The organism is Pseudomonas helmanticensis (assembly GCF_900182985.1).
Lineage (GTDB): Bacteria > Pseudomonadota > Gammaproteobacteria > Pseudomonadales > Pseudomonadaceae > Aquipseudomonas > Aquipseudomonas helmanticensis.
Map to the genome: position 1 here is coordinate 658,039 of NZ_FXUY01000001.1, position 16,228 is coordinate 674,266.

The following is a 16,228-nucleotide window of genomic DNA, read 5'->3' on the forward strand; positions in this document are numbered from 1 at the left end:
GATTACTCCGTGCCCACAGGGTCGGCTAGCAGTTTGGTTTCGACTTCTACCGCAGGTTTCGCGTCAGGCTTGACCCACCAGGTGCTGATGCCGATGTCGTATTTGGGTGAGACCTTTGGGTGACCGATGTGATTCCAGTAAGCCACACGCCAGGTCTTGATGTGCCAGTTGGGAACCACGTAGTAACCCCATTGCAATACGCGATCCAGCGCGCGGGCATGGGCCACCAGGCTTACGCGCGACTCGGCGTTGATCAGGTTCTCGACCAGTTGATCGACGGTCGGATCCTTCAAACCCATGGTGTTGCGGCTGCTCGGTTTATCGGCGGCGGCGCTCATCCAGTATTCGCGCTGTTCGTTACCCGGCGAGTTGGACTGCGGAAAGCTGCCGACCATCATGTCGAAATCCCGCGAACGCACGCGGTTGATGTACTGCGAGACGTCAACGCGGCGGATCACCAGATCGATGCCAAGGTCGCTGAGGTTGCGCTTGAACGGCAGAAGCACGCGTTCGAATTCGGTCTGCGCGAGCAGGAATTCGATCACTACCGGTTTGCCGGTGGCGTCGACCATTTTGTCATCGACGATCTTCCAGCCAGCCTCTTGCAGCAGTTGATAGGCCTCGCGCTGCTGGGTGCGGATCATGCCGCTGGCGTCGGTCTTGGGATTGTCGAACGCTTCACTGAACACCTGCGCCGGCAGTTTGCTGCGGAACGGCTCGAGGATCGCCCGTTGATCGGCGTCGGGCAGGCCGGTGGCGGCCATTTCCGAGTTCTCGAAATAACTGCGGGTGCGGAAGTAAGCGCCGTTGAACAGTTGCTTGTTGGTCCATTCGAAATCGAACAGCAGACCGAGCGCCTGACGCACCCGCACGTCCTGGAACACCGGACGGCGCAGGTTATAAACGAAACCCTGCATGCCGGTCGGGTTGCTGTTGGCGATCTGTTCCTTGATCAGGCGACCTTCGGTGACGGCCGGAATGTTGTAGGCGTTGGCCCAGTTTTTCGCGGTCATTTCCAGCCAGTAATCGAACTGGCCAGCCTTCAACGCTTCGAGGGCGACGGTGTTGTCGCGGTAGTAATCGGTGGTCATCGTGTCGAAGTTGTAGAAGCCACGATTGACCGGCAGGTCTTTGCCCCAGTAGTCCTTGACCCGCTCGTAGCGCACCGAGCGGCCGGCCTTCACTTGGGCGACCTTGTACGGGCCGCTGCCCAGCGGAATCTCCAGGTTGCCCTTGCTGAAATCGCGATGGGCCCACCAGTGTTTCGGCAGCACCGGCAACTGCCCGAGGATCAACGGCAACTCGCGGTTGTTGCTGTGCTTGAACTTGAACAGCACCTTGAGCGGGTCTTCGGCGATCGCTTCGGACACGTCGCTGTAGTAGCCGCGAAACAGTGGCGAGCCTTCTTTGGTCAGCGTGTCGAAACTGAACACGACGTCTTCGGCGCGTACTGGATGGCCATCGTGGAAACGCGCTTCCGGGCGCAGGTAGAAACGCACCCAGCTGTTGTCCGGGGCCTTTTCGATCCTGGCGGCGATCAGGCCGTATTCGGTGAACGGTTCGTCGAGGCTGTGCTTGGTCAGGGTGTCGTAGATCTGCCCGATGTCATCGGCCGGCACGCCTTTGCTGATGAACGGGTTGAGGCTGTCGAAGCCGCCGAAACCAGCCTGACGGAAAATCCCGCCCTTCGGCGCGTCGGGGTTCACGTAGTCGAATTGCTTGAAATCGGCCGGGTATTTCGGCGGCTCGTTGTACAGGGTCACGGCGTGTTGCGGGGCGGCACAGGCCAGCCCGGCGAACAGCAAGCCGCTGGCCTGGACGAGCAGGGCGCGGATGGGCGTCATTGATCTTTCTCCGAAGACTTCAGCCACCATGCGCTCAGGCCCAGGGTGTAGGGCGGCGTGGTGACAAAGGCCAACCGGTTGCGGTAGGCCAGGCGGTGATAATTGAGGTACCAGTTGGGAATGCTGTAGTGCTGCCAGAGCAACACGCGGTCGAGAGCCTTACCGGCGGCGACCTGTTCGTCGCGGGTGCGCGCGGCGAGCAATTGTTCGAGCAGGTGATCGACCACCGGGTTGGCGATGCCCGCGTAATTCTTGCTGCCCTTGACCGCGACCTGGCTGGAGTGGAAGTACTGCCACTGCTCAAGGCCTGGGCTGAGGGTCTGGTTGAGCGTCATCAGGATCATGTCGAAATCGAATTGATCGAGGCGTTGTTTGTACTGCGCACGATCGACCGTGCGCAGGCGCGCGTCGATGCCGATGCTGTTGAGGTTCTCGATGTACGGCTGGAGGATGCGCTCCAGATTCGGGTTGACCAGCAACAGTTCGAAGCTCAGCGGCTGGCCATTGGCGTTCTGCAGGCGCTGGCCGTTGAGCTTCCAGCCGGCCTCGTTGAGCAGCGCCAGGGCCTTGCGCATGGTCTCGCGAGGAATACCGCGTCCATCGGTTTGCGGCAAGGTGAACGGCTCGGTAAAGAGCTTCGCCGGTAACTGGTCTTTATACGGCTTGAGCATCAGCCATTCGTGGCCGACTGGCAGGCCGCTGGCGCTGAATTCGCTGTTGGGGTAATAGCTGGTCGTGCGTTTGTAGGCATCGCTGAACAGTGCGCGGTTGGTCCACTCGAAGTCGAACATCAGGCCCAGCGCTTCGCGGGTCTTGACGTCAGCGAAGGTGGCGCGGCGGATGTTCATGAACAGGCCCTGACTCTGCGTCGGGATCTGATGCGGGATCTGTGCCTTGATCACATCGCCACGGCGTATGGCCGGAAAGTTGTAGCCGTTGGCCCAGTTCTTCGCCTGATGCTCGATGTAGATGTCGAACTCGCCGGCCTTGAACGCTTCGAAGGCGACATCGCTGTCGCGGTAGAACTCGACTTCCATGCGGTCGAAGTTGTACTTGCCGCGATTGACCGCCAGATCCTTGCCCCAGTAATCCTTGACCCGCTCGAAGATCAACTGCCGGCCCGGCGTCACTGCGGTGATGCGGTAAGGGCCGCTGCCCAGCGGCGGTTCGAAGGTGGTGGCCTTGAAGTCGCGGTCTTTCCAGTAATGCTGCGGCAGCACCGGTAATTCACCAAGGCGCAGGATCAGCAGCGGATTGCCCGAGCGCTTGAGCACGAAGCGAATTCGCTGCTTGTTGAGGATGTCGACCCGCAATACTTCCTGCAGCGCGGTGCGGTATAGCGGATGACCTTCCTTGAGCAACAGGCGATAGGAGAACGCGACGTCGTAGGCGGTGATCGGCGTGCCATCGTGAAAACGTGCCTCGGGGCGCAGATTGAACACCACCCAGCTGCGATCTTCGCTGTATTCCACCGATTGTGCGATCAAGCCGTAACTCGACGCCGGCTCGTCACCGGATGGCGAATACTGACCGGTGCCGACCATCAACGGCTCGTTCAGCTCGTTGATGCCGTACTGGAGGAAATTCGGCGTGGTCACCGGGCTGGTACCCTTGAAGGTGTACGGGTTGACCGTATCGAAGGTGCCGAACGCCATCACCCGCAACGTACCGCCCTTGGGCGCTTGCGGGTTGACCCAGTCGAAGTGGGTAAATCTGGCCGGGTACTTGAGCGTGCCGAACTGCGCATAACCGTGACTTTCGGTAATCGTCGCGCTTGCGGTTGAGCTCAAGGCCAGGCTGATCAGGAGCAGGAGGAGGGGACGCTTCAAGTCAGATCCGATCCAGGCGGCTTGGGCTTTGTGGGCCGTACAGTAACAGCTTGTCTGGACAGGAAAAAGATGCGGGTTAAAGAGCCCCTCACCCTGACCCTCTCCCGGGGGGAGAGGGGACTGACCGAGTTGTTTCTTCGAGCTACGCCGACCTGAACTGTCGAGTCGAACTCACGTTTTGAAAAGCCCCCGATCGGCTCCCTTTCCCCCTCGCCCCCCCCGTGGGGGAGAGGGCTGGGGTGAGGGGGATCGATCTAAAGCACGCCACAAAATCCGAAACAAAAAAAAGCCCCCGAAAATTCAGGGGCTCTTCTGTCAGTGCGGCTGATAAACCGTGAGCATCTGCCCCGGCTTCAAAGCCTTGCCCGCACCCGGATTCCAGCGCTTGAGATGCTGCATCTCAACGTTGAATCGCTTGGCCACGACGTACAGCGTGTCGCCGCGCTTGACCTTGTACTGGGTCTGCTGCGCGCTGTCGTCCTTGCTTTTGGTCTTGCTGTTCGACGCAATCACCGTATTGACGCGCCCTGACTTGCGCGCCGGAGCGCGCTTGGTAGCGTCCTGCATGACCAGGGTCTGGCCGACCTTGAGGTTCTTGCCGGTGAGCTTGTTCCAGCGTTGCAGATCCTTGACTTCGACCTTGTTGGCCTTGGCGATGGAACCGAGGTTGTCGCCACGCTTGACGCGATAGGCGCGCTTGAGCTGCGCCACTTCAGACGGATCGGAACCTTCGAACACCGGTTTCAGCGAACGCGGGCTGATCAACTCTTCCGGCCGCATGGTCTGCAAGCTGGCGGTCAGCAATTGCGCCTTGGACGTCGGCACCAGCAGATGCTGGGGACCGTCGATGGTGGTGCGCTGCTTGAACGCCGGGTTGAGCTGGAACAGTTCGTCTTCGTCGATGTTCGCCACCGCAGCGACCTTGGACAGGTCCATGCGCTGGTTGATTTCGACGACCTGGAAGTACGGTTCGTTGGCGATCGGGCTGAGGTTCACGCCATAGGCTTCTGGCGCGAGTACCACTTGCGACAGCGCCAGCAGTTTCGGCACGTACGCCTGGGTCTCTGCCGGCAGCGGCAGGTTCCAGTAGTCGGTAGGCAAACCGAGTTTTTCGTTACGTTCGATGGCGCGGCTGACCGTACCTTCGCCGGCGTTGTACGCGGCCAAGGCCAGCAACCAGTCACCGTTGAACATATCGTGCAGACGGGTCAGGTAGTCCATCGCGGCGGTGGTCGAAGCGGTGATATCGCGGCGGCCATCGTAGAAACGGGTCTGGCGCAGGTTGAAGTAACGCCCGGTGGAAGGAATGAATTGCCACAGACCCACAGCATCGGCCCGCGAATAGGCCATCGGGTTGTAGGCGCTTTCAATCACTGGCAGCAGGGCCAGTTCCAGCGGCATGTTGCGTTCTTCGAGGCGTTCGACGATGTAGTGAATATAGAGACTGCCGCGTTCACCGGCGTTCTCGAGGAAAGAGGGATTGCTGGCGAACCACAGGCGCTGTTGTTCGATGCGCGGGTTCACGCCCAGGCCTTCCTGCAACTGGAAGCCCTGGCGCATGCGTTCCCAGATATCCTGGGGAACCTGTGGGGTGGGCTTCTCGCTCAGCCAGATCGGCTTCTGCTTGGCTCGCGCAGCAATGTTCGGCGTATGGGTCGCTTCAGTCTGCGGAGCATGGCTGGAACAGCCCGCCAGCGTGGCGGACACAGCCACCGCGATGGCTTGCGCCAAGCGGGTCAATGCGTCTGAATTGACGGACTTACGTATGGATGACGACATTGGCTGGAAGTAAGTTCCGGGCAAAAATGTCGGGCGATTCTAGAAAGCGCACCCCTTGCGGTCAACCATTCAGAATTTTTGTACCAAGCAGAGGGGGGCTTAGAACTTATCTTTCCATGCCCGCAGAGCCGCAAAAACCTCACTCGGCGCCCGGTTTTGAGCGCCTGCCCGTTCGTCCACTTTTTGTGTAACTAATGTTTCACCGGTGCGCAAAAACGGATTGGTGAGCTTTTCCAGAGCCAGCGTCGAAGGCAAAGTCATGACGCCGTTCTGCCGTTGCTGGGTGACTTTTTCCAGACGGGCGGCAATGTCCGGGTTCGTCGGTTCGACGGCGGCGGCGAACTTGAGATTGCTCAGGGTGTATTCGTGAGTGCAGTAGACCAGCGTATCTTCCGGTAACGCGGCGAGACGGCTGAGCGAGTGATGCATCTGTTCCGGCGTGCCTTCGAACAAACGGCCGCAACCGGCGGCGAACAGGGTGTCGCCGCAGAACAGCAGGCCGTGATGGTAATAGGCGATGTGGCCGAGAGTGTGACCGGGCACCGCATAGACGTCGAAGTCCCAGCCGAGCACGCTGACGCTATCGTTGTCCTTGAGGGCCACATCGCGGCCCGGAATGTTTTCGCTGGCCGGGCCGTAGACTTTCGCGCCGCTCAGCGCTTTCAGGCGCTCGACGCCACCGACGTGATCATGGTGGTGGTGAGTGATCAGGATATCGCTCAAGACCCAGCCCGGATGGGCCTCGAGCCATGTCATTACGGGCGCGGCATCGCCCGGATCGACCACCGCGCAGCGCTGGGTGCGGTGATCCTGTAACAACCAGATGTAGTTGTCGGTGAACGCGGGCAGGGCACTGATCTGTATCATCGTCGGAATTCGCCAAGCGGAAAACATTGGCGCATCTTAGTAGTTCCTGGCGCGTTGGAGAATGACATGACCGATAAAGCGTTCGCTCAGGCTGATCCGGACTGGCTGGCGTTGATCAGCGCCGCTCGTGAATGGCTGTCGGGGCCGCTCGGGCAATTTCTGCTGGATGAAGAGCGGCGCATGCTCGACGACGAGCTGGGTCGGTTCTTTGGCGGCTATCTGGTGCATTACGGGCCGTCGGCCGAAACCCCGCCGTCGGCGCCGCAGGTGCAGCGCAATGTGCGTCTGGGCGCGCCGCTGCCCGGGGTCGAGATTGTCTGCGAGGAACAAGCCTGGCCGTTGAGCGAACACGCAGCCGACGTGGTGGTGATGCAGCACGGTCTGGATTTCTGCCTGTCGCCCCACGGTTTGCTGCGTGAAGCGGCGAGCAGTGTGCGCCCCGGCGGGCATCTGTTGATCATCGGCATCAATCCTTGGAGCACCTGGGGATTGCGGCATGTCTTCGCCCACGATGCCTTGCGCCAGGCGCGCTGCATCTCGCCATCACGGGTCGCCGACTGGCTCAATTTGCTGGGCTTTGCGCTGGAGAAACGCCGCTTCGGGTGCTATCGTCCGCCGCTCGCGTCGCCCAAGTGGCAGGCCCGACTGGCCGGCTGGGAACGCAAGGCCGGTGACTGGCAATTGTCGGGCGGCGGCTTCTATTTATTGGTGGCGCGCAAGATCGTGGTGGGCCTGCGGCCATTGCGTCAGGAGCGCCGCGAGCCAATGGGCAAGCTGATTCCGCTGCCGATGGCCAAGGTCAATCGCCGCCGCATCGAACCGTAAACCTTGTTTTATTTGTGGCCGGGTATGTCCCGGCCCGGGCCATCGTCGATCCGTGATCGGCGAGGCAGGCATTTATTCTGGATAGAGTGGCATGAGCGAAAGCGTTGAAAGCGTCGACACCGTAGAACTGTTCACCGACGGCGCCTGCAAAGGCAACCCCGGCCCGGGCGGCTGGGGCGCCTTGCTGGTGTGCAAGGGCGTTGAAAAGGAGTTGTGGGGCGGCGAAGCCAACACCACCAACAACCGCATGGAACTGCTCGGCGCGATTCGCGGCCTCGAAGCCTTGAAGCGGCCGTGCGAAGTGCTGCTGGTAACCGACTCGCAGTATGTGATGAAGGGCATCAACGAGTGGATGGTCAACTGGAAGAAGCGCGGCTGGAAAACCGCCGCGAAAGAGCCGGTGAAGAACGCTGACCTGTGGAAAGAACTCGACGAGCAGGTCAACCGCCACAAGGTCAAGTGGAAGTGGGTGCGCGGGCACATTGGTCATCACGGTAATGAGCGAGCTGACCAGTTGGCCAACCGTGGCGTCGATGAAGTGCGCGGTTACAAGCAGACCTGATTTCCAATACGTCCCCCTGTAGGAGCTGCCGCAGGCTGCGATCTTTTGATCTTGATTTTAAAAACCAACATCAAAAGATCGCAGCCTTCGGCAGCTCACAGGGTGGCGGGGTGTCATTCAAGCCGGCGCGCGCGATGCGAACCGTGGGCGTGTTAACATCCGCGTTTTTGCCCGATTGACCCGTTGAGAGCTGAGCACTGATGGCCACCAGATCCGTTGTACTCGATACCGAAACCACCGGCATGCCGGTGACCGATGGTCACCGGATCATTGAAATCGGTTGTGTCGAACTGATCGGTCGGCGCCTCACGGGCCGGCATTTTCACGTCTACCTGCAACCGGATCGCGAGAGTGATGAAGGCGCCATCGGCGTTCACGGCATCACCAACGAATTCCTCGTCGGCAAGCCACGTTTCAACGAAGTTGCCGATGAATTCTTTGAATTTATCAAAGGCGCACAGCTGATCATCCACAACGCGGCGTTCGACGTTGGTTTCATCAACAACGAATTCGCCTTGATGGGGCAGAAGGATCGCGCCGACATCACGCAACACTGCTCGATCCTCGACACCCTGATGATGGCCCGGGAACGTCACCCGGGTCAGCGCAACAGCCTCGATGCGTTGTGCAAACGTTATGGCGTCGACAACTCCGGCCGTGAACTGCACGGCGCCTTGCTCGACTCGGAGATTCTCGCCGACGTCTACCTGACCATGACCGGTGGCCAGACCAGCCTGTCGCTGGCCGGCAATGCCTCTGACGGTAATGGCTCGGGCGAGGGCGCGGACAACTCGGCGACCGAGATTCGTCGTTTCCCGGCGGATCGTCAGCCCGCGCGGATCATTCGTGCGACTGAAGATGAACTGGCGGCGCATCTGGTGCGGTTGGAGATTATTGCCAAGTCGGCGGGCGGGCCGGCGATGTGGACACAGATCGCAGAAGCTGACGCTCAGGGTTGAAGATCAAAAGATCGCAGCCTACGGCAGCTCCTACAGAGGATCGCATTCCAATGTAGGAGCTGCCGAAGGCTGCGATCTTTTGCTTCTGACGTCATGAAGCCAAGTGGCCACCCTCGCCACTTTGCCTGCAACCCTCTACCCTGAGTGCATTGGCAGTTGCAAACCTGCCGCCTCAGGACACTGAGCCCCATGTACAAAGATTTGAAGTTTCCGGTATTGATCGTCCATCGCGACATCAAGGCCGACACGGTCGCCGGTGACCGTATCCGTGGCATCGCCCGGGAGTTGGAGCAGGAAGGTTTCAGTATTGTTTCGGCCACCGACTACGCCGAAGGCCGGTTGGTCGCGTCGACCCATCACGGCCTCGCGTGCATGCTGATTGCCGCCGAAGACGCCAGCACGAATTCTCACCTGTTGCAGAACATGGCCGAACTGATCGGCCTGGCACGGGTGCGCGCGCCGGAACTGCCGATCTTTGCCTTGGGCGAGCAAGTCACCCTGGAAAACGCGCCGGCCGATGCCATGGCTGAACTCAACCAACTGCGCGGCATTCTCTATCTGTTCGAAGACACCGTGCCGTTTCTCGCCCGACAAGTTGCGCGGGCCGCGCGTAAATACCTCGATGGTCTGCTGCCACCGTTCTTCAAGGCACTCGTGCAGCACACGGCTGATTCCAATTACTCCTGGCACACGCCGGGCCATGGCGGCGGTGTGGCGTATCACAAAAGTCCGGTAGGCCAGGCGTTTCACCAGTTCTTTGGTGAAAACACCCTGCGTTCGGACTTGTCGGTCTCGGTGCCGGAACTCGGTTCGCTGCTTGATCACACCGGGCCGCTGGCCGAAGCCGAGGCGCGGGCCGCGCGTAATTTCGGTGCCGATCACACCTTTTTCGTGATCAATGGCACCTCGACCGCCAACAAGATTGTCTGGCATTCGATGGTCGCGCGTGATGACCTGGTGCTGGTCGATCGCAACTGCCACAAGTCGGTGCTGCACGCGATCATCATGACCGGCGCGATCCCGCTGTACCTGTGCCCGGAGCGCAATGAGCTGGGCATCATCGGGCCGATCCCGTTGAGTGAATTCAGTCGCGAGTCGATCCGGGCGAAGATCGACGCCAGCCCGTTGACCAAGGGCCGCGCGCCGAAAGTCAAACTCGCCGTGGTGACCAATTCGACCTACGACGGCCTCTGTTACAACGCCGAACTGATCAAGCAAAGCCTCGGCAATAGCGTCGAAGTGCTGCATTTCGACGAGGCCTGGTATGCCTACGCGGCGTTTCACGAGTTCTTCGCCGGGCGCTATGGCATGGCCACCTCGCGCAGCGAAGACAGCCCGCTGGTGTTCACCACGCATTCCACGCACAAACTGCTCGCGGCGTTCAGTCAGGCATCGATGATTCATGTGCAGGACGGCGGCGCGCGGCAGCTGGATCGCGATCGTTTCAACGAAGCGTTCATGATGCACATCTCGACTTCACCGCAATACAGCATCATCGCCTCGCTGGACGTTGCCTCGGCAATGATGGAAGGCCCGGCCGGGCGTTCGCTGTTGCAGGAAACCTTCGATGAAGCGCTGAGCTTCCGCCGTGCGCTGGCCAATCTGCGCCAGCACATTGCTGCCGATGACTGGTGGTTTTCGATCTGGCAGCCGCCGGGCGTCGAAGGCATCGATCGCGTGCAAACCGAAGACTGGTTGCTCAAGCCCGAGGCTGACTGGCACGGCTTCGGCGAGGTCAGTGACGACTACGTGTTGCTCGACCCGATCAAGGTCACGCTGGTGATGCCGGGCTTGAATGCCGGTGGTGCGCTGAGCGACAAGGGCATCCCGGCGGCGGTGGTCAGCAAGTTTCTCTGGGAGCGCGGATTGGTGGTCGAGAAGACCGGTCTGTATTCATTTCTGGTGCTGTTCTCGATGGGCATCACCAAGGGCAAATGGAGCACGCTGCTGACCGAACTGCTCGAGTTCAAGCGCAGCTACGACGCCAACGTGCGTCTGGACAGCTGTCTGCCCTGCGTCGCCCAAGAAGATGCCGGGCGCTATCGCGGCATGGGTCTGCGCGATCTGTGCGATCAACTGCACGCCTGTTACCGCAGCAATGCTACGGCCAAACACCTTAAACGCATGTACACCGTGCTCCCCGAGATCGCCATGAAACCCGCACATGCTTACGATCATCTGGTGCGCGGCGAAGTCGAGGCGGTGCCGATCGATGCGCTGGAAGGGCGGATTGCTGCGGTGATGCTGGTGCCGTATCCGCCGGGCATTCCGTTGATCATGCCTGGCGAACGTTTTACCGAGGCGACCCGCTCGATCATCGATTACCTGAAATTTGCCCGCACGTTCGATAGCAGCTTTCCCGGTTTTGTCGCTGATGTGCATGGACTGCAACATGAAGACGAAGGCAATGGGCGGCACTACACCGTCGATTGCGTCAAGGAATGAGGACTTTTCCGAGTATGCAACCGGTCATGAATCCAAAATACCCAGGGCTGTCGGTGCGTGTCGCCGATGAAGGTTTTGCGCCTTATATCTGGGGCAGCGACTTCAGCTTCGAAGTCGCTGCGTACGGCGCGGCAGTGATCGGCAAAGCGGTCGAGCACTGGCCGGTGACGCCGATCGTGCCGTATCGCAAGTGCTACGGCATCGATCCCGAGGAGTTCAGCAGTTTCCGTGATGCGGCTGACAGCGCGATTTTCATGGCCTATCTCGACGACGAGCCGGTCGGCCATCTGGTGATCAGTACCAACTGGAACGGCTTCGCGCATATCGATGAACTGGCGGTGCACGCGCCGGCGCGGCGGCATGGCGTGGCCAAGGCGTTGCTGGATGTCGCGCAGTTCTGGAGTCGCAAGAAAAAACTCCCGGGGATCATGCTCGAAACCCAGAACAACAACCTCGGTGCCTGTCGATTGTATGAGCGCTGCGGTTACGTGATCGGCGGTATCGACCAGTTACGTTATCGCGGCATCGACCCGAACACCGCTGAAGTGGCGTTGTTCTGGTATCGATTGTTCGATAACCCGCTGGAAAATCCACTCAGCTCGACAGCATCGCCGCGGCTTGTTCCGTGATGATCGCCAGCAAGCTTTGAATCGCCGCTGACGGCGCGGCGTGCTTGAAGGTCAGGGCGTAGAGGCTGATCGGCACCGCTGGCGACAACGGGCAGACATCCAGCCCGCCGGCGCGCGCGCCCAGTGCGGTGAACGGGTCGACGATGGCCAGACCTTCGCCGGCCTCGACCATGCTGCGCATCATCTGGTGGGTTTGTACGCGGGTCTGGATGCTCGGTGCCGGGCGCAATGCCTGCAGTTTGTTTTCCAGCGCCGGGCTCAGCGGGTCCTGGCCTTCGAGGCCGAGCATCGCCTGACCGGCGAGATCCTGCAGGGAAATGTATTTCTGTTTCGGTTGCAGCCAGCCGTGGGGCGCGAGCAATTGCAGTTTGCCTTGGGCCAGCGGCTGGCAATCGATGTCGGCATGTTCGGGGTCGTGCAGGCTCAAGCCGAGATCGCTTTCACGCAATAACAGGCTGCGAACGATGTCGCGAGTCGGTGCGCTGAGCAGGCTGCAAGGGGCGTCGGGCAAGCGTCGGCGCAGGGCGGCAAGGCTTTGTGGCAATAATTGTTGCGCCAGCGGCGGGGTGCCGATGATGCGCAAGGGCGGGGCGAGGTATTGCTTGAGGCTGCTGGCCAGACGTTGCACCGGCTCCAGCGCCTCATAAACGTGAGCGATTTCGACTTGCAGCGCCCGCGCTTCGGCAGTTGATTGCAGGCGCCCGCGAACGCTGGCAAAGAGCATGAACCCCAACTGACTTTCGGCTTCGCGCAAACGTTCTTCGACCTCGGTCACCGGCAACTGCAACCATTCGGCGGCGGTGCCCAGGTGACCGGTCTGCAAGAGCGCCTGAATCACTTCGATATGACGTAAACGCATGCGTGAAGTCCATGTTCAGCAGGTGGGGTCAGAGGCTGAATCCTACCCCAACTCTGCGCATATGACTTCTGCTCATAACGCACGGTTATGAAGCGACGGTTGGCTCAGGTTCGCGCGTCAGGGTGATGCCTGACTGAACGAGTTCGAACGTTTGCTCATCGATCTTTCTGATGCGATCGCCGATGGCCAGTTTGTAAACGGGCTCCGAGCCGGTGATACCGTCTACCGACGGGTTGGATTCCTGGAACTCATGCACGGAATAAACGCGGCCTTCCGCATCTCTTGCATGGAACTGACCGACGAGTACTGCTGCCATCTGCTTAGAACCTCTGGAGATAAAACACTTGATTTCGGCTTGGTAGACCGTCATCGAGCGCTGTAAGTTTTCCTACAGGAAAAAAATAATCAGCACGCGGGAATTTCCCTCGCCTGCTGGTGGAATCGTCACCGGATCATCTATAACTACAGGCTCCCCCCCACGGACAGTCGAGAGTCTTCCATGAGCAATGTCTACAACGTCGCCGTAGTAGTCGGTAGCCTGCGCAAAGCATCGATCAATCGCAAAGTCGCCCTGGCACTGGCGGAGCTGGCCCCGGCGAACCTCAAGCTGGAAATTGTCGAGATTGGCGACCTGCCACTTTATAACGAAGACATCGACGGTGATTCACCGCCGGCAGCCTACAGCACTTTCCGGCAAAAAGTGGGTTCATCCGACGCGGTGCTGTTTGTAACACCGGAGTACAACCGTTCGGTGCCGGCGCCATTGAAGAATGCCATCGACGTTGGCTCGCGGCCTTACGGTAAAAGCGTCTGGGGCGGCAAGCCTGGCGCGGTGATCAGCGTGTCGCCGGGCGCCATCGGTGGTTTCGGCGCGAACCAGCACCTGCGGCAGTCGTTCGTGTTTCTCAATGTGCCGTGCATGCAGCAGCCGGAGGCGTATCTGGGTGGCGCGGGCTCGGCGTTTGACGAGGCGGGCAAGTTGAGCGAGACGGTGAAACCTTTCCTGCAAAGCTTTATCAATGCTTACGGACAATTCGTCGAGCAACACAAAAAATAATTTCTCCCGATAACTCCTGTGGCGAGGGGATTTATCCCCGTTCGGCTGCGAAGCAGTCGCAAAACCTGCTAGCTCGGTATGACTGACGAACGCAGGGGGTCGCTTCGCAACCCAACGGGGATAAATCCCCTCGCCACAAGTAATCTATTCGCTCTCGAAAACTACTCTTGAACAAGGCTGTTGCGGATGCTTGCTGCGTCACTGATTTTCCTGCTGACCATCACCCTTGTCATCTGGCAGCCCAAAGGCCTCGGCGTCGGCTGGAGTGCAACGCTTGGCGCCGTACTCGCGCTGATCTTCGGCGTCGTCCACCTCAGCGACATCCCGCTGGTGTGGCAGATTATCTGGAACGCCACCGGCACTTTCGTTGCGCTGATCATCATCAGCCTGTTGCTCGACGAAGCCGGATTCTTCAACTGGGCTGCGCTGCATGTCGCGCGTTGGGGGCGTGGCAACGGCCGCAAGTTGTTCGCCTTCATGGTGCTGCTCGGCGCGCTGGTTTCAGCGTTGTTCGCCAATGACGGTGCGGCGCTGATCCTCACGCCGATCGTGATTTCGATGTTGCTGGCGCTGCGCTTTTCCCCGGCGGCGACGTTGGCATTCGTGATGGGCGCGGGATTCATTGCCGACACCGCGAGCCTGCCGCTGGTGGTGTCGAACCTGGTCAACATCGTTTCCGCAGACTTCTTCCACATCGGCTTCAACCGGTATGCGGCGGTGATGGTGCCGGTGAACGTCGTCAGCGTGGCGGCGACGCTGGGCATGTTGCTGTGGTTCTTTCGCCGTGACATTCCCAAGGCCTACGCCCCCGAACAGCTTGAGCATCCACAAACCGCGATCCACGACAAAGCCACGTTCTATGCCGGCTGGGCGGTGTTGGCGATCCTGTTGATCGGCTGTTTCGCGCTGGAACCGTTGGGCATTCCGATCAGTGCGATTTCCGCTGTGTGTGCCGCGTTATTGCTGGGCATCGCCGCGCGCGGCCACAAGATTTCCACACGCAAGGTGATGAAAGAAGCGCCGTGGCAGATCGTGATTTTCTCGTTGGGCATGTACCTGGTGGTCTACGGTCTGCGCAATGCCGGGCTGACCGGATATCTGGCCGGTTGGCTGGACGTTTTCGCCGGTCACGGTGTGTGGGGCGCGGCACTGGGCACCGGCGTGCTGACCGCGTTGCTGTCGTCGATCATGAATAACTTGCCGACGGTGCTGATCGGCTTGCTGTCGATTGATGCGAGCCAGGCGAGTGGGGTGGTCAAGGAGGCGATGATCTACGCCAACGTGATCGGCAGCGATCTGGGGCCGAAGATCACGCCGATTGGCAGTCTGGCGACGTTGCTGTGGCTGCATGTGCTGGAGCGCAAGGGGATTCATATTGGCTGGGGGTATTACTTCCGGGTCGGGATTGTGCTGACGGTGCCGGTGTTGTTGGTGACATTGGCGGCATTGGCTTTGCGGCTTTCACTCTAGACCGAGTCGGCCCCTTCGCGAGCAGGCTCACTCCTACAGGGGAATGTATCGCCTTCCCCAATTTGAAATGCAGTCCAAATGTGGGAGCGAGCCTGCTCGCGAAGAGGCCGGGTCCGGCACTGAAATTCTCAGGGCTGGCCCGGGACATTCGGCCAAAGGTCCGAGACCAGAAACAAGCGCTCGGCCTCTTCCCATTCTCCCCGCGCATTCTCGGTCAGGCGCACCATCAGCTGTGCCGGGGCCAGCGGTTCCAAATCCTCCAGCCACATCCGCAGATGCTCTGAAGTCCAGGTCTGATCCGCCGGATAATGCGCCGGCGCCAGCCAGGCATGGCGGGGCAGCGGTTGCCAGCGCCCGGCCGGACGTTGCGCGACGAACGCAGGCCAGTCCTTCTGATGCAACCAGCTACCGCGCAAATGCTGCGGGTGCGCGCCGCTTGGCGATTGCGCCTGGCCGGGCCATGGATACAGCAGATAACCGCCCAGCCACAGTTGTGCGCTGAACACCTCGATATCCAGCGCCGCCAATACCTCGCGGCTTTCCGGGCGCGCCGATATCGGCAATTGATGCTCGGCCAGATGCGCCAGTTTACGGTCCAGTCGATCATGACAACCCGGCCCCAACCACTGCGCCGAATCACGACCATCGCCATCCTGCGGGCCGAGGTAAAGTTTGATCGCCAGCTCCAGGTGATGCACGCCATCGCGATCACGCAGGAGCATGTCCAGCTCGCCAAGGGTGTGGCCCTCGCGACGGATCGGCAGATTGGCCGCAAGCAGTTCAATGCCCGGCGCATGCTGTACGGCGAACTGCCACAGCCGCTCGTAATACAGCCCCAGACGCCGCGTGCGGGCCTGCGACAGCCAGTGCAGCAAGCCATAACTGTCACGATCGAGTTGACGCAGCCAGTGTTCCAGACGTTGAGGGTCAGCCACCCAATCGCTGCCGGCCAGCGGATGGCGCTGCGGCCACGGCGTGGTGGCGAGCATCGGCGGGGCGAGGATCACCCACGCCAGATCCCGCACTTCCGGATGGCGCAACTGGTGGGGCAACTGCAGCAAGTCAGGAAATAGGATCATCTTGCGAGCATAGCTGTAAACACG

Annotated in this window: 14 protein-coding genes; 7 read left to right on the forward strand and 7 right to left on the reverse strand. The window is 60.3% G+C overall.

Annotation, left to right across the window (positions count from 1 at the left end):
* Positions 1-2: 2 nt before the first annotated feature.
* The 4 genes from QOL84_RS03250 to gloB form a co-directional block, all read right to left on the reverse strand.
* Positions 3-1,844: an extracellular solute-binding protein gene (locus tag QOL84_RS03250; RefSeq protein WP_283436147.1), complete on the reverse strand. Its 1,842-nt coding sequence runs from the start codon at positions 1,842-1,844 to the stop codon at positions 3-5.
* Positions 1,841-3,673, reverse strand: coding sequence for an extracellular solute-binding protein (locus QOL84_RS03255; RefSeq protein WP_283436148.1), 1,833 nt, complete (start codon positions 3,671-3,673; stop codon positions 1,841-1,843). Before QOL84_RS03255 ends, QOL84_RS03250 begins: the two co-directional genes overlap by 4 nt.
* Positions 3,674-3,988: 315 nt before the next feature.
* Entirely contained in the window at positions 3,989-5,452 is a 1,464-nt protein-coding gene (locus QOL84_RS03260) for a transglycosylase SLT domain-containing protein (protein WP_283436149.1), read from the reverse strand.
* A 99-nt stretch (positions 5,453-5,551) separates the two neighbouring features.
* The gene (gene gloB, locus QOL84_RS03265) at positions 5,552-6,319 is read right to left on the reverse strand and encodes a hydroxyacylglutathione hydrolase (RefSeq protein WP_283436150.1); all 768 of its coding nucleotides are present in this window, start codon (positions 6,317-6,319) and stop codon (positions 5,552-5,554) included.
* A gap of 66 nt (positions 6,320-6,385) precedes the next feature.
* Here gloB and QOL84_RS03270 point away from each other — a divergent pair, with 66 nt between their 5' ends.
* From QOL84_RS03270 to QOL84_RS03290, 5 genes are all read left to right on the forward strand, one after another.
* Complete coding sequence (locus QOL84_RS03270; protein WP_122594331.1) at positions 6,386-7,144, forward strand: class I SAM-dependent methyltransferase; 759 nt, start codon at positions 6,386-6,388, stop codon at positions 7,142-7,144.
* A 91-nt stretch (positions 7,145-7,235) separates the two neighbouring features.
* Entirely contained in the window at positions 7,236-7,706 is a 471-nt protein-coding gene (rnhA, locus tag QOL84_RS03275; protein WP_283436151.1) for a ribonuclease HI, read from the forward strand.
* A gap of 200 nt (positions 7,707-7,906) precedes the next feature.
* A complete protein-coding gene (gene dnaQ / locus QOL84_RS03280; RefSeq protein ID WP_283436152.1) occupies positions 7,907-8,665 on the forward strand; it encodes a DNA polymerase III subunit epsilon in 759 nt (252 codons plus the stop codon).
* A gap of 189 nt (positions 8,666-8,854) precedes the next feature.
* Entirely contained in the window at positions 8,855-11,110 is a 2,256-nt protein-coding gene (locus QOL84_RS03285; protein WP_283436153.1) for an Orn/Lys/Arg family decarboxylase, read from the forward strand.
* A gap of 14 nt (positions 11,111-11,124) precedes the next feature.
* Complete coding sequence (locus tag QOL84_RS03290; RefSeq protein ID WP_129394328.1) at positions 11,125-11,739, forward strand: GNAT family N-acetyltransferase; 615 nt, start codon at positions 11,125-11,127, stop codon at positions 11,737-11,739.
* Here QOL84_RS03290 and QOL84_RS03295 read toward each other — a convergent pair.
* Together QOL84_RS03295 and QOL84_RS03300 are read right to left on the reverse strand one after the other, a co-directional pair.
* Positions 11,705-12,598, reverse strand: coding sequence for a LysR family transcriptional regulator (locus QOL84_RS03295; RefSeq protein WP_283436154.1), 894 nt, complete (start codon positions 12,596-12,598; stop codon positions 11,705-11,707). The genes QOL84_RS03290 and QOL84_RS03295 overlap by 35 nt on opposite strands.
* Before the next feature lie 85 nt (positions 12,599-12,683).
* Positions 12,684-12,914 (reverse strand): hypothetical protein, encoded by a 231-nt coding sequence (locus QOL84_RS03300; RefSeq protein ID WP_129394326.1) that lies wholly within the window; start codon positions 12,912-12,914, stop codon positions 12,684-12,686.
* A gap of 183 nt (positions 12,915-13,097) precedes the next feature.
* On the opposite strand from QOL84_RS03300, the gene QOL84_RS03305 reads away from it, so the two are divergent.
* Both QOL84_RS03305 and QOL84_RS03310 read left to right on the forward strand, forming a co-directional pair.
* Complete coding sequence (locus QOL84_RS03305) at positions 13,098-13,655, forward strand: NADPH-dependent FMN reductase (RefSeq protein WP_283436155.1); 558 nt, start codon at positions 13,098-13,100, stop codon at positions 13,653-13,655.
* A gap of 186 nt (positions 13,656-13,841) precedes the next feature.
* A complete protein-coding gene (locus QOL84_RS03310; protein WP_283436156.1) occupies positions 13,842-15,125 on the forward strand; it encodes an arsenic transporter in 1,284 nt (427 codons plus the stop codon).
* A gap of 128 nt (positions 15,126-15,253) precedes the next feature.
* On the opposite strand, the gene QOL84_RS03315 is transcribed toward QOL84_RS03310, so the two are convergent.
* The gene (locus QOL84_RS03315) at positions 15,254-16,204 is read right to left on the reverse strand and encodes a DUF1853 family protein (RefSeq protein ID WP_283436157.1); all 951 of its coding nucleotides are present in this window, start codon (positions 16,202-16,204) and stop codon (positions 15,254-15,256) included.
* Between the last annotated feature and the right edge of the window lie 24 nt (positions 16,205-16,228).